Origin of the sequence: Myxococcus guangdongensis, assembly GCF_024198255.1 — a bacterium.
In the GTDB taxonomy this organism is placed as follows: Bacteria; Myxococcota; Myxococcia; order Myxococcales; family Myxococcaceae; genus Myxococcus; species Myxococcus guangdongensis.
Window position 1 is genome coordinate 30,159 of the sequence record NZ_JAJVKW010000017.1, and the last position, 18,670, is coordinate 48,828.

General features: G+C 70.8%; 13 protein-coding genes. 3 read left to right on the forward strand and 10 right to left on the reverse strand.

All coding sequences use genetic code 11. From position 1 onward, the window contains the following. Nucleotides 1-92 precede the first annotated feature (92 nt). Nucleotides 93-416: a hypothetical protein gene (locus tag LXT21_RS37405; protein WP_254043024.1), complete on the forward strand. Its 324-nt coding sequence runs from the start codon at nucleotides 93-95 to the stop codon at nucleotides 414-416. A gap of 210 nt (nucleotides 417-626) precedes the next feature. Here the strand turns inward: LXT21_RS37405 and LXT21_RS37410 are convergent, their stop codons facing one another. Continuing rightward, nucleotides 627-1,814 carry a hypothetical protein gene (locus LXT21_RS37410; RefSeq protein ID WP_254043025.1) on the reverse strand — a complete coding sequence of 396 codons (1,188 nt, stop codon included), beginning with the start codon at nucleotides 1,812-1,814 and terminating at the stop codon, nucleotides 627-629. Between the two features lie 326 nt (nucleotides 1,815-2,140). On the opposite strand from LXT21_RS37410, the gene LXT21_RS37415 reads away from it, so the two are divergent. Together LXT21_RS37415 and LXT21_RS37420 are read left to right on the forward strand one after the other, a co-directional pair. Then, nucleotides 2,141-3,355: a benzoate/H(+) symporter BenE family transporter gene (locus LXT21_RS37415; RefSeq protein WP_254043026.1), complete on the forward strand. Its 1,215-nt coding sequence runs from the start codon at nucleotides 2,141-2,143 to the stop codon at nucleotides 3,353-3,355. A gap of 189 nt (nucleotides 3,356-3,544) precedes the next feature. Continuing rightward, entirely contained in the window at nucleotides 3,545-5,377 is a 1,833-nt protein-coding gene (locus LXT21_RS37420; RefSeq protein ID WP_254043027.1) for a tetratricopeptide repeat protein, read from the forward strand. Between the two features lie 12 nt (nucleotides 5,378-5,389). On the opposite strand, the gene LXT21_RS37425 is transcribed toward LXT21_RS37420, so the two are convergent. The 9 genes from LXT21_RS37425 to LXT21_RS37465 all read right to left on the reverse strand — a co-directional run bounded on the left by LXT21_RS37425 (nucleotide 5,390) and on the right by LXT21_RS37465 (nucleotide 18,666). After that, nucleotides 5,390-5,953 (reverse strand): hypothetical protein, encoded by a 564-nt coding sequence (locus LXT21_RS37425; protein ID WP_254043028.1) that lies wholly within the window; start codon nucleotides 5,951-5,953, stop codon nucleotides 5,390-5,392. Nucleotides 5,954-6,014: 61 nt separating this feature from the next. After that, on the reverse strand, nucleotides 6,015-7,121 hold the full coding sequence (locus LXT21_RS37430; protein WP_254043029.1) for an NAD(P)/FAD-dependent oxidoreductase: 1,107 nt from the start codon (nucleotides 7,119-7,121) through the stop codon (nucleotides 6,015-6,017). Between the two features lie 110 nt (nucleotides 7,122-7,231). Continuing rightward, complete coding sequence (locus tag LXT21_RS37435) at nucleotides 7,232-7,633, reverse strand: hypothetical protein (protein WP_254043030.1); 402 nt, start codon at nucleotides 7,631-7,633, stop codon at nucleotides 7,232-7,234. Nucleotides 7,634-7,781: 148 nt separating this feature from the next. After that, nucleotides 7,782-8,216, reverse strand: coding sequence for a hypothetical protein (locus LXT21_RS37440; protein WP_254043031.1), 435 nt, complete (start codon nucleotides 8,214-8,216; stop codon nucleotides 7,782-7,784). 62 nt (nucleotides 8,217-8,278) lie between these two features. Then, nucleotides 8,279-10,579 (reverse strand): lantibiotic dehydratase, encoded by a 2,301-nt coding sequence (locus tag LXT21_RS37445; protein WP_254043032.1) that lies wholly within the window; start codon nucleotides 10,577-10,579, stop codon nucleotides 8,279-8,281. Further along, nucleotides 10,576-12,210 (reverse strand): hypothetical protein, encoded by a 1,635-nt coding sequence (locus tag LXT21_RS37450; protein WP_254043033.1) that lies wholly within the window; start codon nucleotides 12,208-12,210, stop codon nucleotides 10,576-10,578. The genes LXT21_RS37445 and LXT21_RS37450 overlap by 4 nt, the downstream gene beginning before the upstream one ends. Further along, nucleotides 12,207-14,531, reverse strand: coding sequence for a lantibiotic dehydratase (locus LXT21_RS37455; RefSeq protein ID WP_254043034.1), 2,325 nt, complete (start codon nucleotides 14,529-14,531; stop codon nucleotides 12,207-12,209). Before LXT21_RS37455 ends, LXT21_RS37450 begins: the two co-directional genes overlap by 4 nt. Nucleotides 14,532-14,603: 72 nt before the next feature. Beyond that, on the reverse strand, nucleotides 14,604-17,804 hold the full coding sequence (locus LXT21_RS37460; protein ID WP_254043035.1) for a serine/threonine-protein kinase: 3,201 nt from the start codon (nucleotides 17,802-17,804) through the stop codon (nucleotides 14,604-14,606). Next, nucleotides 17,797-18,666, reverse strand: a complete 870-nt coding sequence (locus LXT21_RS37465) for a hypothetical protein (protein ID WP_254043036.1) — start codon at nucleotides 18,664-18,666, stop codon at nucleotides 17,797-17,799. Before LXT21_RS37465 ends, LXT21_RS37460 begins: the two co-directional genes overlap by 8 nt. Nucleotides 18,667-18,670 lie beyond the last annotated feature (4 nt).

An 18,670-nucleotide genomic window follows, 5' to 3' on the forward strand; every position in this document is an offset into this window, starting at 1 on the left:
GAGGACACGTCGAGTAGTGAGCGACGCGGGCGTCAGCGACCGCGGGTCAGGTGATGGGCGGTGCGGCGCCGCGTCGCGCGGCAGGGGGCTCGATGCGGAACATCTTCGCGTGCCTGGTCCACGAGCGGCCCGACTGCGTCCTGGACCTGGTGCGCAACCTCCACCACCTGGACCCGGACTCGCTCATCCTGCTCTACAACGGTGGGAACCCGCCGGGGCTGCTCGACGCGGCGCGGGACCTGGTCGCGCTGCGGGAGCGGGACGAACAGCTGCGGGACATCCTGCGGCGCTCGCGCATCTGGGCATCAGAGGAGGTGCTGTTCCCCACGCTCACCGCGCTCCTGGGCCACCGCGTCCTCACGAGCCCGTGGGTGAGGCGTTCGAGTCCTTTCGCTAATCCCTGGCGTCGGACCTGACGCGTCGTTCAAGTCCAGGCGCCCGGGATGTGCCATTGCGCCGATGAGGCCAACCGTGTCGAGGTGGCCATGGCGCTCGGGACCTGGACGGCCTACACGCCAGAAACACATCTCGAGCGGGTCAAACAGGCCCGGGCTGCACTTCGCGCGTCGCCACCACCTCTGGGTTGGTCTCTCCGGGGTCCCGACGAGGAAGCGTGACCGCCCGATTCAGTGGAACAAGGCGGGCCACCACCTGGCGCGGCAGATGGAATACGGCCTGCTGCTTTCACTGACGTAGATGGAAGGCAGGTTCTCGACGACGGTCCCGTCACGGCCCATGCTGACCGTGCCGCAGGAATCCCCCGTCCCCATGCTCGGCAGGCGCACCGTGCCACAGGACTCGCCAGAGGGCGCCGTGAGCCGCGCCTCGAGCTGGCAACCCGAGGGGGCTTCGTTCGCCACACCCCACCGGATGTAACCCCTGTTCCCCGGGAGCAGTTCGAACCGGCTCACCTCCCAATCGGCAAGCCAGCCCGGCACGGGCCCCAGTGAAGTCTGCAGGGAACCGATGGAGGCGATCCACGACGTGTCGGAGTAGCCCCCCATGCCCAGCAGCAAGCCCCCCTGCACCAGGGGAACCAGTGAATAAAACGCATAGATGGGCGGGTTCTGAGGCATGACGGTCGTGAACGGAGTCCCCGGCTGACCCGAGCTGTCCACCCAGACGCCCTCCATGGTGGTCGCCCCCGAGGCCGCCTGCGTCAGAGACACCACCAGGGTGCGCCCCTCGGTGTTCACCCCCACTGCGGTCGGGTAACCGCTCAGCACCTGAGCCAGGGGTGTGCTCCAGCGAAGCTGCCCCACGTCGCTGTAGGCCCGGAGGATCTTGTCAGCACGCAGCTCATGCAGCCCCCCCACTGGATTCTCAGCGCGCCACATCATCGTTTCAGTCACCTGCTCTGAATGAACGGCGACCTGCTGATTGACGTTGTCGAGGAACGTCAGCCACGAGATGTCCTCCAAGGGGTGGTAGCTGCGCCCCAGGAAGCCTCGAGACTGACTGGTCAACTGCATTGTATTCACACCGTAGACGGCTCCGTCCCACAAGCGACTTCCGTCGGGACGGAACACCGTGAACCCCATCGACCTGAGATTCTCCGGCATCTGGGTCATGATGAGGTTGCCCGCACCATCCGCCGCCACAGAATTACACGAGCCGTAAGTCGACGTCGCCTCCGACGCGTACTTCCAGTCCGCGAGCGCTTCCGGTGGGATGACCGGGACCACCTCGCACCCCGCCAGGCTCGAAGCCGGGACGTTCCCCCCCTCCGCCGCCAGGGCTGGAAAGGAGAGCCCCGCCCAGCCAATGAGAAGCCCGACACCCCAGAACCACTGCCCTCTGTTTCCTGCCTTCACGTTTGCCCTACCCTTCATCCAGCTTGACTGTGAGTGCAGGTAATGACGGAGCTCGGGAATAACCAGTGGGGGCGGTGTGGCGTCACCGTGATGTGGATTGGGTCGGGGGTGCTCCACTGGACGAGCGGCCAGCAAGGGGGCGGCCAGGGAAAGCCTTTCCCCATCTCCCCTGGCGACGGTTGGCTTCAGGACAGTCCCCAGGTCCTTCGACCCATCCATATCAAACTCCATCGGGGCCCATTCCCATACACAGCCAAGCAACGAGCTGTACTGGCTTCCGCGCCCCCTGTTCTGTACCGCCTGCCCGGACCTAGCGTGGCGCGTGGATGAAACACCCCGCCATCACGGACTCCGCTGAAGCCAGTCACCTGCTGACCGGCGAAACCACGCCCGCCTTCACGGGCTCCACGCTCTCCGCGGGCTTCGTCACGGTGCTCGTGGCCTTCTCCAGCACGGGCGCCCTCATCTTCCAGGCCGCGGAGGCCGCGGGCGCGACGCCCGCCCAGATGAGCTCCTGGATGGGCGCCCTCGGTCTGGGCGTCGCCGTGACGACCATCGGCCTGTCCCTGCGCTACCGCGCCCCCGTCCTCACCGGGTGGTCCACCCCCGGCGCGGCGCTGCTCGCCACCAGCCTCGTCGGCCTGCCGATGTCCGACGCCATCGGCGTGTTCCTCTTCTGCGGCGCGCTCATCACCCTCTTCGGCGTCACCGGCTGGTTCGAGCGCGCCCTCGGCCACATCTCGCTCCCGCTCACCGCCGCGATGCTCGCCGGAATCCTCGCCCGCTTCGGCTTGGACGTCTTCGTGTCCATGAAGACACGGCTCGTGCTCGTCGCCGTCATGCTGGGCGCCTATGTGCTCGGCAAGCGTCTGTGGCCCCGCTACGCCATCCTCGTCGTCCTGGCGCTCGGCTCCTGCGTGGCCTGGGCCTCGGGACTGATGCGCTTCTCCGAGCTCCACTTCGCCTGGGCCACGCCCGTCTTCACCGCGCCGACCTTCTCGTGGCACGCGCTGCTCGGCGTCGGCGTGCCGCTCTTCGTCGTGACGATGGCGTCCCAGAACGTCCCCGGCGTCGCCGTGCTGCGCGCGTCCGGCTACACCACGCCCATCTCCCCCATCATCACCACCACGGGGCTCGCGACGATGGTGCTCGCCCCCTTCGGCTGCTTCGCGCTCAACCTCGCCGCCATCACCGCCGCCATCTGCACCGGCAAGGAAGCCCACGAGGACCCCTCCAAGCGCTATGCCGGCGGCGTCGTCTCCGGCGTCCTCTACCTGCTGGCGGGGCTGGCCGGAGCGACCTTCGTCACCCTCTTCACCGCCTTCCCTCGCGAGCTCATCCTCGCCATCGCCGGCATGGCCCTGTTCGGCACCATCGCCAACAGCCTGTCCACGGCCATGAGCGACGCGCGCCACCGCGAAGGCGCTGTCGTCACCTTCCTGGTCGCCCTGTCCAATGTCTCCCTGTTCGGCGTCGGCGCCGCCTTCTGGGCCCTGGTCCTGGGGCTCGCCACCTCCACCGTCGTCAACTGGCGACGGTAGACACCGCCCCAAGCCTGTCTCACCCCGAGACATGGCGCGCCGCGCGATACATCCGTTTCCCCGAGCGAGAGGCTCCCGGCGGGGCCTCTCCCGGTGAATAACGGGGACCCCGGATTGCTCGGGTGCTTAGAGAATGTGAAAGTACACCTCGAGTCGTCCGCATTCGTCCCCTCTCGAGGCCCCTTCAGCGTGAGCGCCCGACCCGGTCTTGCCTTCGCAGTGTCCGTGGAACAGGGAGTCCCCTCCGCCCTCCCCTCCCGCGCCATCGAAGTCGACGTCGGCGTGGCGCTCCCCACCGCCTTCGGTGGACTGCGCAAGGTCCTCAAGGCCTGTGAGGACGCGGCTCCCGACGTCCACCGCGCCATCGCCGCCGCACACCCCTCCGAGTGGAACCGGCTGTTCCCGGGCACGACGCAGGGAGTCCCCGCGCTCGAGGACCTGGCGCTGTCCCCCTCCGAGCGCCGCCTCCACCGTGAATCCGAGCAGGCGTTCTGGATTCTCACCGTGGCCGCGCGGACCATCGTGGAGACGCTGCGCGCCAGCGGCCGCCCCCTCGTGCTGCATGGCGCGGGCGAGTGTGACCTGGTCAGCCTGCGCGCCGTCATGCGCGCCGCCGAGTGGGCCCGGCTGGACGGCCTGGATGGCACCCTGCTGCTCACCGGCTGGCGGATGCGACGCCCCCATGGCGCCGCCGCCTTCGAGTCCCGACGACAGGCCTATCTCGACGCGCTGTGCGACCGCATGCGCGTCCCCCACGCCTCCGGTCCTGGCCCCGTGTCCTCGCGAGCGATGGAGCCGACAGTGGACCTGGAGGGCCGCTACCTGCGGCTCGTCGTGGATGAGTCGGAGTCCCGCGAGGCTCGCGTGGCCGCGGCCATCCTCGCCGTCCGCAGCTGCTTCTTCACCACGAACTACGAGGGCGCGCTGCTGGCCGCCGAGCACGGCCTGGCGCTGCTCGAGTCCGCGCCCGAGCCCCACTTCCCCGGGCGCGTGGTCCAGGCCTGGGAGGCGCTCGACTCGGGCCTCACCACGCCGGCCATCGAAATCGACCGCGCGAGCCTGGGCGACGAGGACGAGCTGAAGGCGTTGCTCCACCGGTGCATGGGCGTGGTGCACGTCTTCACCGGCTCGCACGACGACGCCATGGCCGCGTTCGGCCGCGGGCTCGAGTGCCGGCTGCCTCCCGAGCTGCGCGCGCGGCTGCACATGTTCCGCGCGCTGACGCTGACCAAGCGCTTCGGTCAGCTCCCCAATGCCCGCGCGGAGGTCGAAGCGGGGCTCGCGGAGCTGGCGCGAAGCACCGCGCCGGACCGCGCGCTGCAGGAGGGCTGGCTGCGCAACGTGTGCGCGCTGACCTGGTTTCAGGAGCGCAAGCTGGACAAGGCGCTGGTCGAGGAGAAGCTCGCCATGCGCTGCGTGGGCGACCTGCACGACGCCAGCGCCACCCATCTGAAAATCAACCTCATCTCCAACGCCAGCTACCTCCAGGAGTCCGCGCGGCAGTTCGCGGACGCCATCAGCACGTGGCGGCGCTTCGAGGGCATCAGCGAGCGCTGGGGCGTCAACTTCTCCAAGCACCACCGCTACCGACTGGCCGGCCTGGAGTTCGCCGCGGGCCAGCGCGACGAGGCCGTGGAGCACTTCCAGCTGGCCTATGCCAGCGCGGAGGCCCTGCGCGACTCGTTCCACCGTCAGGTCATCGCGGCGGAGCTGGGCCGCCTGTTCCTCGACGATGGACGGATGGACCTGGCGGTGGAGTGGTTCGCTCGCGCCGAGCAGCACGCCCGCGAGATTGGCGAGCCCTTGAAGGCGGCGGAGAGCCTCGCGGGCCTGTCCCTCGCGGCGGGACGCGAGGACTGGTCCGAGGCCCTGCGCTGCGCTCGGGCCAGCACCACCTGGCCCAAGGAGACCCAGGCCCTGGTGGACGCCCTCACGAAGTCGGATGCGAAGGCGGTGCACGCGCTGCTGCCCCGCCCTCGCACGAAGCTGAACCGGCCGTTCGACTCGGTCAGCCTCTACTGAGACACCGACGCGTCACTGGCGCGTCGCCGTGAAGCGACGCAGCACGCGGCACTCGGGGTCGCCTTCCACGGTCTCCACGTGGTTGGCATGGAACAGCCCCGAGAAGGCGGCCGGCGCGTCGAGGCTCGCGGGAGGCTCCGCGAACTCACCCTCGATGAGGTAGAGCAACTCCGTGGGAGGGCCCTCGCGTCGACGGAGTTCCACCACCGCCCGCAGCGCCAGTTGCCGGGTGTCGCCCACCGCGTAGTGCGAGCCGGTGAGCGCGACCTCGCCCAGCGTCCCCTTGATGTCCACCTCGCGGCCGTTCTGCACCACGACGACCCGCTCGCCCTCCGGCAACACCACGCCCACCTGGCCGCAGTCGGCGCTCAACGGCGTGGTGTCCTGGAAGCGGAACACATAGGCGCCGCTGATGGCGCAGCCGGATTCACACGCCTCGGGCGCGATGACGTCGACGTCGTCATCCCCGCTGCTGCACCCCGGATTGCCCATGCCGCTGCCCATGGACAACACGGCCGTCACCAACAACAACGGGACGCGCAGGTACGCCTTTCCTCGAGACACTTCGTCACTCATGTCGGATCCCCTCGACTGCCACTGCTTTCCGGCCCAGAGACGGTGTTTCCCAGCAAAGATGTCAGCCGCGTCCCTCGCTCGACCCGAAGGCCCGAGCCGGAGAGAACGGCGCCGCGAGTCCCTCGCGCCCCGACGCCACTTGTTCCACCACCAGCGCCGCCGCATGGGCGCCGGTGAGAATCCCCTGCCCACCCAACCCCGTGGCCACGAACGTGCGCCGCGTGCCCGGGTAGCGCCCCAGGTACGGACGGCCATCCGGCGTCACCGCGCGCAGCCCGGCCCACGCGCGCACGAAGCGAGCCTCGCGCAGACGCGGCGCCAGCTTCGCCACCGTGGCGCTCAGGTGCAGAAGGCCCGTGGGCGTCACGTTCTCCACGAAGCCCACGTCCTCCTCCGTGGCCCCCACCACCAGCTCCCCCGCACGCCACGGCGCCAGGTACGTCGGCCCGGACACGACGCGCGACAAGGAGAGCCCCGGCTGGTGCACCACCATCATCTGCCCTCGAACCGGCTTGAGTGACAGCGGAGGCAACCCCGGGAACGTCGAGGACCAGGGCCCCGCGCTCACGAAGAGCTGGTCCGCGCGAAGCGTCTCGCGGTCCGTGCGCACCACCACGGCGTCGGAGGTCTCCTCCACCGCACGCGCGGCCTCACCGAGCCGCAGCCGCACACCCGCATGGGACGCCGCGCCCAGCAGCGCGTTGACGTAGCCCTCCGTGTCCACCATGTGGCCCCGCGCCGTCTCGAAGGCGCCCAGCAGCGGCGTCCCTTCCAGCGCGGGCTCCAGCTCCACCAGACGCGCGGCGTCCACCCACGTGCCCAGCTCCTCCGGATGCTTCGACGCCCGCTGCGCGAGCGCGTCACGGCCCTTCGCATCCGCGGCGATGCGGAGGATGCCCTGTCCGCGGCGGAGCAGCGCGCCTTCGGGGAGCGCGTCCAGCTCGGCCGCCAGCGCATCCCTGCCCGCGCGCGCGAAGGCCAGCATGTCTGCGTCGTCGTAGAGGCGCACGGAGGGAATCGCCACGCCCGCCGCCGCGCGAGAGCCTCGGCCTCCCGGGTCCACCGCGTCCAACACCGTCACGCGCGCGCCGAGCGCCGCCAGCCGCCTCGCGGCCGACAGCCCCACCACGCCCGCGCCGAGAATCAGGACCTCCGAGCTGAAACCCATCCGTCAGACCCACTGGTGTGCAGCGAGATGTCGCTCCCTGAATACACGAAGGGCGCCGCCCCTGCAGCGAGGGGACGGCGCCCGGGGGAAGGCCCTGCGATGAAGCCGAATCAGGCGACCGCGGTCTCGGCCATGCGCTTGGCGAACAGCTCCGCCGCGTTGCGCAGGCTCTGCTCCGACAGGCCCTGCTTCTCGTTCGCCTTCACCACGTCCGACAGCAGGTCGGTGACCTGGTTCTTGCCCTTGAGCTTGTCGAGCAGGCCGCTCACGAGGCTGTTGCCGCCCATGCCCTCGAGGAAGTTGCTGCCCGGGAACTTGTTGAGGAGGTTCTTCGCGACGCTCGCGCCGGGGAAGAGGTCCATGGCCGCGCCCAGGCCGGCCTGGAGCGGGTTCTCGCCCTTCATCAGCCCGCTGACGAAGCCCGCCGCGATGCCCAGGGCCGGGTTGATGGCCGTGAGCGCCGGCTTGAGGATGTCCAGCGCCTTGCCGAGAACGTTCTTGAAGAGCCCCATGATTGCCTCTCGCGTGCCGGCGTCGCGCAGCGTCCGCCGAAAGTAAGCCTGACAGTGGAGTTATCGGACGGGGGCCCACAAAGTTCCGTGGATCCGGAACAAATCCCGGAGAGCCCTGTCAGCCCCAATGATTCCGAGAGGTTGCGACTCAGCCCTTCTTCGGGCCGCTCGGTGGGGTCGGCGCGCCCCGGGACTCGGGGGCACCGGTGAGGACCGCGTCCGAGGCCAGCGCGGCCTTGTAGCGCTCATCGCCCTTGTCGGCGCTGAAGCCGTCGCGCTGCTGGGCGCGGCTGATGATGACCTCGCCGCTGATGAGCTTGTCGAGGTGGCCCTGAATCTCCTCGACGGTGGCGGCCTTGGGGTCCTTGGCCTTGAGCTCGTGGTCGAGGGTGATTTCCAGCGGCATCTGCTTCTGGGGGTGCTGGGCGTAGTCGAGGATCTTCTCGACGTAGGCCTCCACCGGAATCTGGAGCATCCGCGCCTGCTCCTTCACGTCGGTGTCCGCGAGCAGCTCCGCGCGAATCTCCTCCACGGGGCGCTTGAGCTTCCGGGTCTCCGGAACGACGGTGTTCTCTCCAGCCATGACCTCTCCAGGGTGGTGCGCCGAACCTCGGGCGCATTGTGTTCGCGGACGCGGCTCGGATGTCAAAGTGGCGAGGCGCCTTCGCTCCAGCGGGTGAACTGCATTCGCAGCTCACAGGTGTAGCGGCCCCGCTCGTCGCGGAGCCAGAGCTGCTCGGGTGCCGGGTACATCTCCTCCACGGAGAGACGCTCGGCCTCGCGGGCCAGGTGCGAGAGCAGGTCCAACGCGAAGGGGCTCGCGGTGTCGATGAGGTAGGGCTTGCGCTCCTTCGTGCTGCGCATGAAGACGAACCGAGGCCAGCCGCGCAGGTGTCGCTCACGCTGCGCGGCGAGGAACAGCTCGAAGCCCGAGGGGCGCGCGAGGTGCTCGGAGGACAATTCCCAGCGCTCGCGCTGGTACACCGCGCCGCCGATGCTCAGCCGGGGCAGGTGCTGTCCCCGCGTGCGCAGCGGCGCATGGAGCACCTGGGGATGCGCCAGCGCGGCGAAGGGCGGGTACGACGAGAAGTCGTCCAGCGGCAGGTACAGGTGCAGCCGCTCACCCTTCCCGTCCACGAGCACCGGGCCCTGGGACGTGGGCAGGACCTTCACGTCGCTCGGTGTGAGCGCGCCGTCCTCGACGTCCAGCACGTCCGACACCGAGTAGACGAGCCGCCGGCCCGGGAACACGTAGAAGCCCTTGTTGCGGCGGCGGATGGACAGGCCCACGAGTCCTCGCGCGGAGGGGTCCGAGTCCAACCAGCGCGAGGCCACGGCGGAGTAGCGCTCCTTCGACGGGAAGAACGCGCTCAGCCAGCTCCGCAGGAGGAGGTGGTGATGCACTCGCGCGAGCATCACCTCGAAGCCCGCGCCGTCAGGCTTCGCCGCGAGGCAGACATCCGGCAGCGCGTAGCGGCCTCCCGGCGTGGACGTGCCGAGGAAGTCCACGGGCAACGTGCGGGCGCGCTCCGGTGACTCGTCCAGCAACACCGGGGGCACCGGCGAGAAGCGGCTGCCCGTCACCTGGTCCGGGCGCAATCGCACCGCGTAGTCGAGCAGGTCCACCGGGCGCTCGTCCGTGCCGAGCGCCTCGCGCACCTGCTCACGGAAGCCCTGCTGGACACGCTCGCCATAGGCGGCCGACAACTCGAGCGGACCGGTCAGCGAGGACTCGAGCTCCTCGGTGAAGCGGCGGCCGAAGCGCAGACGGAACGGAGAGCTGGCCTCCTCGTAGAGGATGAGCCGGTCCGCGTACACCTGACCGTCTCCTCGCCGCGCGGGCTTGCCGGTGGCCTCCGTGAAGCGCGCCTCCAGTTCGAGGAGCAGCACCTTGCGGCGGCTCAGGTCCGCGGTCTCGAACTCGGCCTTCAGTCCCGACAGCGTGTCCAGGCGGGACAACCAACGTGAGCGTGCCTCCAGCGCTGGCAGCGCGGCGACGGCATCCCGCACGCTCTCGAAGGTCGTGAAGTCATTGGGTCGGAACGGCAGTCCCCAGAGCAGCAGCGCGCCCTTCACCAGGGGCAGCGCGGCGCGCTCGGCGTCCTCCACCGCGAGGCCCAACACCTTCGCGGCGGCGGCGGGGGTCGGATGCTCCCGGAGCACGGACAGGAGGCGCTCGGCGCTCTCGGACAGAGGCACCTCCAGCTTCAGCACCTCGCAGGCGGCACGGCCGGGGGACACCGTGAAGAGCGGGTTGAGCCGCAGCGGGAGATGGGGTCGCAGCGTGCGCTCACGGCCCACCGCGCGCGCCAGCTCCGTCACCGCCCAGAAGGAGAAGAACGTGCGTCGGCGCGTGTCACCGCTCGCCACCGTGCGCACGTCGAAGCCGTCTTCCTCCGTGCGCTCGCCGTAGGAGATGGGGCCGAAGAAGCTCGTGGTCTCGTTCTTGGCGCAGAAGCGCTGGAGGTACGTGTAGACCTGCCTCTCCACCCGGCGCCCGTCAGACGTGTCCTTGCGCGCACCATCGCGCAGGTAGCGCGCCCAGACGTTGTCGAACATCGCGGGGCTGGAGAGGAACACCGCCTCCTGGATGGAGGGCTCCGCCGCACGTTCGCGCAGCTTCGAGCGCAGCGCCGAGCGCTCCTGTGCATGACGCTCCTGGAGGGCCTTGTATCCGGAGCGAAGACGCTCCAGCACGGCGAAGCGCTCCGAGCCCGCGGGAGCCCAACGGGGGGCCGTGTCGTTCTCGAGCAACGCGCGGAGGACAGGCGCCTTGACCGGGCTGCGTTCCGCGCTCAGCGCCTCCAGGAGTGACTGCTCCTCCGCGAGCCATCGGTTCGCGTCATCCACCAGCGCGGCGGAGAACCCGAGCGACTCCAGCCAGTCGAAAGGGAAACCGGCGTGGCGGAGCACGAACACCTCGCCCAAGGTCCAGCGTCCGCTCATCCGCGCGTCCTCTCCAGGATGGACTTCGTCACCAACATCTCCACCAGCTTCGCCCGCTGCGCTTCCGGAACCTGGGGCAACGCGCTCGTCACGTCGGTGGGCTCGGTCAACCGGGCCAGCGCCGGCGCCAGGCGTGCGTCCATCGCGACCACCCCACCCGTGCGCAGGTTCGCCGCGTACCACGAGGGCTTCGGTGTCCCTTCGAGCGTCGCGGGCAGGCACACCACCGCGCAGTCCGCGTCCAGGCGGATGTGCGTGGCGCCATCGAGCACTGGAGGCGCGAGCAGGAAGCCCGCGGCGACACGGCCCGGACTGAGCGGGGCCCGCGTCATCAGCCGGCTCGCCAGCGACGCGAGGACCGCGGGTCGGCGCGCCCCGTCAATCGTGCCCGGTCTCTCGATGGGGCGACTGCGGGACAAGTCGCGGTCCGCCGGAGCGTCACCGGGATTCCCCCACCAGCGCTCGAGGTCACGGACCCTCGCGATGCGCTCCACCGACGCGTGGAATGGACGCACACCGGCCAGATGGTCGAAGAAGCGCGGGCCCTCCAGCGCGGCCAGCGTGGCCTCCAGCGACGCCTCGTCCACGCCTGGAGCACCGACCCACCACTCCGCGACGACGCGCACGCCCGCGGCCTTCAGTCGTGCGTATCCCTGGACCAGGAGCTCCACGGGGATGAAGCAGTGGTCAGGGTCGACCACCCTGCCGTTCTCGATGCCACAGAACCCCACCACCGCCGTGTGGCAGCCGCTCTCCACGAGCACGTCCGCCGCCAGGAGCGAGCCGAGCGAGACATGCCCCGCCCACCGCGCGCCCCCTGTGTACGCACGCACGTCGGACAGCGCGCACCGTCCGAGCCAGCCGTCACGAGGTCCGGACTCCGGCTTCGCGCCGTCGGCATCCATCACCGCCCAGTCCGGGTCATCGCCCCACGGGTACGGAGCCAGGACCTCCAGCCCGAGCCCATCGGAGATCCACACGAGGTCCTCGGCGCTCGGGGCACCGGACAGCGGGCGCACACGCCAGCGCAACGCGGGGACCTGCTCCGGGAACGTGGCGCGCCGGAACGCGGGCATCCGCGCCAGCACCTTGTGATGCGTCGAGGCAAAGGGCCCGGCGACCTCCAAGGCCACATGGGGCGGACACGCCTGCGCGAGCGACGCAGCGGCCGGGAGTTGGAGGTCTCGCTCCAGCCACAGGCGAACGCACTGCGCATCCTCGAGCCGCGCGAGCACGGCCGCCACGTCCTCCGAGTACGGCGAGGGCATCCCCGACACGCGCTGGACGTCCGCGCTCCGCTCCGTCGTCCCGGACTCCAGCTCCACGTCATCGAGCCGAAGGTGCACACCCTGGGGGGCACCGGAGATGGCCGTCAGCACCGCCCCCAACGCGCGAAGCTCCGACAGGGGACTTCGTTCACGCAGGCCCTGCGCGACTCGCAACAGGAGCAGCTCGCGCATCGTCTGGGATGATGGGAGGGATGACTCGCGCGACAGACACTCCGCCTCCACGGACTCGGAGGAGAAGACCCGGCGGGTGAAGTCCCTCGCCAGGTCCAGCAGGTGCCACCCCTCGGGGACGTCGGGCACGAGCGTCACGTCCCGATGTGGAGGCAACACCAACCACTTCATCGCTCCTCCTCCCGCGAGACGGTGGGAGCGCCCGACATCAGCGTGCAGCGCAGCTCCACCGTGTGGCGACCCATCGGTCCACGCAGCCAGAGCTGCTCCGGCCCGGGCAACATCTCCGAGAGCAGGACCTCCTCCTTCTGCTCCAGCAGGTTGAGGAACACGCGCAGCAGCGGCGGACTGCGCACGTCCACCAGCACCGGTTTGCGCTCACCCTTGAACTTCGCGAAGACACATGGGGGAAGTCCTCGCGCATCCCACAGGCCCACCGCGACACGCAGCCTCGCGCGGTCGTCCTTGCACGCCAGCAGCGCCTCACACGCCGCCGCATCCAGCCTCCACTGCTCGCGCTGCACCACCACTCCGCCGAGCGTCACCCGGGGCGTGTGCTCCCCCAGGGGCACCTTCAACGGCCGGATGCGCGGCAGCGAGAACGCCGTGTGCACCGCGCTCTCCAGCTCGCCGTTGTAGAGGCAGACCTCGGAGCCCAGCCGCTTCGACACCAGCCGCGCGCTCTTGCCATCGCTCTCGACGAACAGGTCATCCAGCGGGATGCGCCACGCGGAGGCATGCGAGCTCACACCGCCCAGCTCCACCACCGGCCCCGGGAACTCGGAGGGCAGCAAGCCCGTGCGCCGCGACGGCAACACCGTCACCAGAGGCACGGAGCGGGACAGCGCCCCGAGCGCGCGCACCATCTCGCTCTCCACCTTCGCTCGCGACGGATGGAACTGGAGCGCCCAGCCCCACACGAGCGCCGTGTCGTGGATGTCTCCCATCACCAGCGTGTAGTCGCCCCGGCCCCACGCCTCCACGTCCGTGGCGCCCACCAATAGGTCCACCGAGGTGACGAGCGGCAGGGTCCGCGCCGCATCCCACGAGGGGCGCTCCACCGCGCCCAGCTCGACGGACCGCGAGGCCGCGTCGGGAACGGACTTCGCCAGCAACTCCGCCACCGACGTGTCCAGCGGCACCGGCAGGTCCGCGGAGGCCGCTGCGACCTTCCAGAAGGGCACCGTGCGCGAGCCCACCTTGCGAGCCACCGCCTCACGGGCCGCGTCACGCGTGCGCCACGCCGCCTCCGCCATCCACGCCAGCGCCGGCTCCAGTCGCGCGCCCAGCTCCCGCGCGCGCTCACCGCCGACCTCCAGCCGCAGGTCTCCGCCGCACTCCTCCCGCAGCGGGAGACGGTCCTGGTAGAAGTTGTGGGACTCGGACGCGGGGCCTCGCTCCGTCGGCGGCGCCACGCCCCACAGCTCCTTCGCCTTCCGCGCGAAGGCGTCCTGGAGCGACATCTTCCCGCTCGCATCCGCCGCCCCGTAGCGCCCCATCAACTCCAGCAGCGTGCTCAGCCCCTCGACGTGACGACGCGCGCCCGCGCCCGGCAACGCGGCGACCCGCTGGGCCAGGTCATCCACCGGGTGGTGCACCGCGGACGGAACCTCGAGCTGATGCGTGAGCAAGGCCTTGTCACAGCCGAGCCGCAGCGCCTCGCGCGCCATGCCGGGCGCCACGCCGAGCGAGGACGCGAGCGCCGCCAACGTGCGCGTTCCATCCGCCAGCTCCACGATGCGCGGCAGCAGCTCCTCCGCGCTCTCCGGCGTCGGCCCCGCCTTGCGCGCGGGCATCTCCGCGAAGGCCTTGCGACGCGGCACCAGCCACGAGGCGATGTCCGGGTCGAAGGCAATCGCGCGCACCAGCCCCTGCACCAACCACGACGCCGCGAAGGCGTTGCGTCCCACCAGCGTCTCGGGTCCGGACCAGCGCAGCGTCACGCCCGTGGGCACCTGTGCATCGACGCGGCCGTAGTTGATGGGACCGAAGAAGCCCATCGTCTCGTTCTTCGCGCACAGTCGCTGGAGGTAGCTCGCCACCTGCCGGCGCAGCCGCGAGCCCTCGCGCTTCGCGAGCAGGTCCCTGGCCACGGGGGGACTGGAGCTGGCCACGGCCTCCAGGAAGCGCGGCTCCCGGCACAGCGCCTCCATCTGCGTCTCCACCGCTGGCAGCTCACGCTCCAGCGCCGACGCGAGGGCGGCCTCCGCGTCCTGGGCCGCACGGGCGCGGGTGTTCCACTCGGCGAAGCGCTCGGGGGCCTCCAGGCCCTCGGTGTCGATGGGACGGCCCGCCTTGAGCGCGGAGAGCAGCTCCCGGGGAGGGCGGTGCACACGCGGGCCCTGGGCACGCAGCGCATCCAACGCGCGTCGCTCCGCCTCGAGCACGCGCGCCCAGCGCGCCGACTCCGGACACCCCAGCCGCTCCAGCCAGTCGAACGGGAAGCCTGTCGCGCGAACGACGAGGTGGGGGAAGAGGGTCCAGCCCTTCATGGATCACATGCCCTTCAACCTCGAGGGACGCCCCACAAGAGGCGTCCCATCCCGAGGCCAGCCACTGCGACTTTAGCGAGCCGTCACCACAATCTCCTGCCCAGGCACCGCGAGCACCCACCGCATGCTCTCGCTCCCCGCGCAGTTCACCACCACCTCCAGCTCCCTGCCGGCCTCGATGGAGGACTTCGTCACCGGCGTGCGGTTGGGCAGCACGGCGCCATCCACCTTCACCTCACAGCCCGGCGAGCTGGTCGCCACGCTCAGCGCCCCGCGCGTCCCGGACTGCGGCGTGGCGTCCGCCAGCGTGCGCACGTCGATGTCCTCGCGCTGCGTCGTCGTGCCGAACCGGCGCAGCTTGCCGTTCACCGCCGTGGAGATGAGCAGCGAGCCGGTGGGCGGCACCGCGAGCGTCTTCGTGCCGGGCTCCACCCGCACACCGCCGACGAACACGTGCTCACCCTCGGACAGGTTCACGAACACCGAGCCGGAGCCGCGCAGCATCACCAGCGCCACCACCGCGATGACCAGCAGCGCGCCGCCGCCGATGGCCGCCCACTTCCACGTGGAGGCATTCGAGGGCGCGGTCGCATCGACCTCGGGCTCGGCGCGGGGAGGAGCGACGGGAACCGGGTGCGCCGTCGAGGACGGACGGGGCGCCGGAGCGGGCCTGGGCGCCACGTTCGCCGCGGGAATCGCCGCGGACGAGGGACGCTGCGGCGCGGGCACCGCGGTGTGCCCCGGCTGCGAGGGCCTGGGCGCGGGCGCGACGGGACGCGGAGGCGCCGCCGGAGGATTCGCCCCGGGCTGGAGCACCACCACCTCGGTCCTGTCCCCCGCATCCAGGTCCGGGAGCATCGGCAGCTCGGTCGCGGCGGGAGGCGGAGGAGGACGCGCGGGCGCCACGGGGGGCGGCGTCGCGGGACGCGCGGCGACAGGCGCGGGACGCGGAGGCGGCGCGGCCACGGGAGACGGACGCGGCGGAGTCCCGGGCACCGGAGGCGCGGACACGTTGCCGCTGCCCGTCCCCGGCACGCGGGGGATGCTCCCGCTGGTGGAGGCCGTCGGCTTCGGGCCGCTGCCCGTCCCCGGCCTCGGCGTCTTGCCGTCCACCGGCGCGGCCATGTCGCCGCTGCCCGTGCCGCTCCCGGAGGGAACCGGGCGCGGATGGCTGCCCGTGCCGGTCGCGGAGGACGGCGCGTACTCCACCAGCCGGTCGCCGAGCGTGTCCTTGAAGAACTGCGCCACCGCCGCCGGAGACGAGTTGAGGCGGTGGTGCGCCATCACCGCTTCGATCTCCTCGCGCATCGCCGCGGCGGAGGCCGTGCGGCGCGCCGGGTCCTTCACCAGCGCGCGGAGGATGAGGTCGGAGACGTCCTGCGGGATGTTGGGCCGCAGCTGCGAGGGCACCGGCGCCGGCTCGCGCACGATGGCGTTGAGCGTGGCCGCGTCATGGTCCCTGCGGAACGGCAGCTGTCCGGTGAGCAGCTCGAAGAGCACCACGCCCAACGCGAACACGTCGTTGCGCGCATCCAGCGTGCGCCCGGACGCGGCCTCGGGAGAGATGTACGAAATCTTCCCCTTCAGCACGCCCGCCTGCGTGTGCTCCTCGCCCGCCACCTTGGCGATGCCGAAGTCGCTGAGCTTGATGGCGCCGTCCAGCGAGATGAGCACGTTGTGCGGACTGACGTCGCGGTGCACCACCGGGTGCGGGACGCCCGCCGGGTCCACGTACGCGTGCGCGTAGTGCAGCCCCGCGGCCACCTCCGCCACGATTCGCAGCGCGTGCTCCAGGGGCAGCGCCAGCCCCTTGCGGCGCAGCTCGTTCACCAGCCGCTTCAGGTCCGGCCCGCGCACGTACTCCATCAGGATGTACGCCACCCCGTCGGACACGCCCACGTCGAAGGTCTGCACGACGTTGGGATGCGTCAGCCGCGCGTTGGCGCGCGCCTCCGCGAAGAGCATGTCCACGAACTCGGGGTTCTGCGCGAACTGCGGCAGAATCTTCTTCATCACCACGAACTTCTCGAAGCCCTTCACGCCCACCTGCTTGGCGAGGAAGACCTCCGCCATGCCGCCCTGCCCCAGCCGGCGGATGACGTTCAGCTTGGTGCTGCCCAACGAGTTGTTGATGTCGGTGGGCGAGCCCTTGTTCGCCTGCGGGTCGATGTTGGTGGACCCGAACAGGTACTGACTGAGCGCGCGCGGCTCCAGCACCTCGATGTCCTCGAGCGGCCGGTCCGTCAGCTGCATCCGCGCCAGGAACCCCTGCAGCTGGGGCATGTGCGGCACCTGCGCGGCGCCGCCGCAGATGGGGCACTCGTTGGACAGGCCCGTCTGCTGTGTGCGCAGCTGCGCCAGGTACGCGTTGGCCTGGATGCGCTGGTGGCTCACCTGACCGCAGCTGCGGCACTCACACGGCAGCCACAGCGTGGCGAGCTTCGCGGGCAGCAGCTTCGACGAGCGCGCCAGCACGGCCAGCGCCGGCGGAGGCAGCCGGCAGAGCACCACCTGCGCGCCCTGGGCGGCGGTGTCCAGCACCTGCTCCAGCTTGGGCAGCGCCTCCGGCTCCACCTTGCTCACGTGGCTGAAGTCGAACGCGACGCGCCCCTCCAGGCCCGAGGCGAGCCTGCGCACGTTGAGGTCGCCCTTGAGCGTGCTCGCCAGCGAGATGAAGGTGATGTCGTCCTGGACGATCTTGAGGTGCTGCGGAAGGTCCGGCTGCTCCTTCGGCATGCTCGCGCGCAGGTAGCGCATCACCACCGGGTCCACGGTGCCGAACTGCTGGCGGCGCGCGTAGTCGAAGAACTCGCTCGGCAGGTCCGCGAACTCCAGCGGGTTGGAGCAGACGGGGCAGGTGTGCTCGGGCGCGCGCTCCTCGGCGATGACCTGCGCCTCGTCGACCAGGTTCACCACCCGCATCCGGTCTTCGTTGCAGGTGCGGCACGTGTACGGCGCCAGCAGGGAGAGCACGCGCGCGACGCCCGCGAAGCCCTCCACCATGTTGAGCTGGTCCACCACGACGGGCGGAGCGTGGACGACGTAGAGCCCCAGCGCGCCCGGCGGCAGCTTGGCGGCGAACTCAATCCACCGGCGCACGCCGAAGGAGCTGATGCGCTCCACCCTCCCCAGGTCGACGACCAGGAGCCCGCTGAGCTCCGGGCTGGTCGACGACAGGGGGAAGGTCTCGTCGATGACGCCGGCGATCCGGACGTGGGTGATGGTACCCACACGGAGCCGGCTGATGATGGCGTTGGAACCCTGGCTATCCACCGGCCCTGACCTCATGCGAACAGAAAAGCAGTGACTTGGGCTGGGCCGCGCGGCGGCGCGCGTCTCCCAGGTCCACCACGCACACGACGCGAGACTCGCGGCCCACGCACACCCGCGCGGCCACCGTGTCGCAATGCTCGAGGATGCGGCGCAACCCGAGGCCCGCTCCGCCCCCGGACGCATCCACCTTCACCTTCTGGCCCCACCCGTCCAACGCCCGGGCGAACGACCCCGGCCGCAGCCCGCCGAAGCGGTCCGCCACCTCCATCCACATCCGGCCATCCTCCACCGCGAACCCCAGCTCGCAGGCGTCCTCCGGCGCCACCTCGCGCACCTCGGTGCGACGGTGCGCGTAGCGAGGCTCGCCCTTCGCGTCCACCGGCGCATCCAACAGCGCGTTGGCGGCGATTTCATGCACCACGTCCGCCACCAGCCCCGCGGCCACCCGGCTGCCCTCGGCCGCGCCCACCGCCGTCGCCGCCGCCGTGGCCGCCTCGTGGATGTCCGTCACGCGGCGCAGCGGACGGCGCGTCACCTCCGCGCGCTCGGGCAGCAGCGTTCCGGACGCCTTGAGGACCGCGCCCACCAGGAGCGCTTCCCACAGGGACGGGCCGCCGTCGCGCTCGCGCGTGGCGAGCAGCAGCGCCGGAGGCTCGCGCCGCAGCCACTGCGCGTGCTCGGGCTTGAGGACTCCGTCGAACAGCAGGAGGCCGCGCGAGACCGTCGCCGGGGACGTCACCGCGGAGGCCCCCACCCCACCCTGCGTCAGCACAGGCACCACCTGCTCGAGCGCGGCCGCGGGCAGGGAAGCATCTGCAATCAGCAGGAGGCCACTGGCCTCCAGGTGGGGTGCGGTACTCAAACGA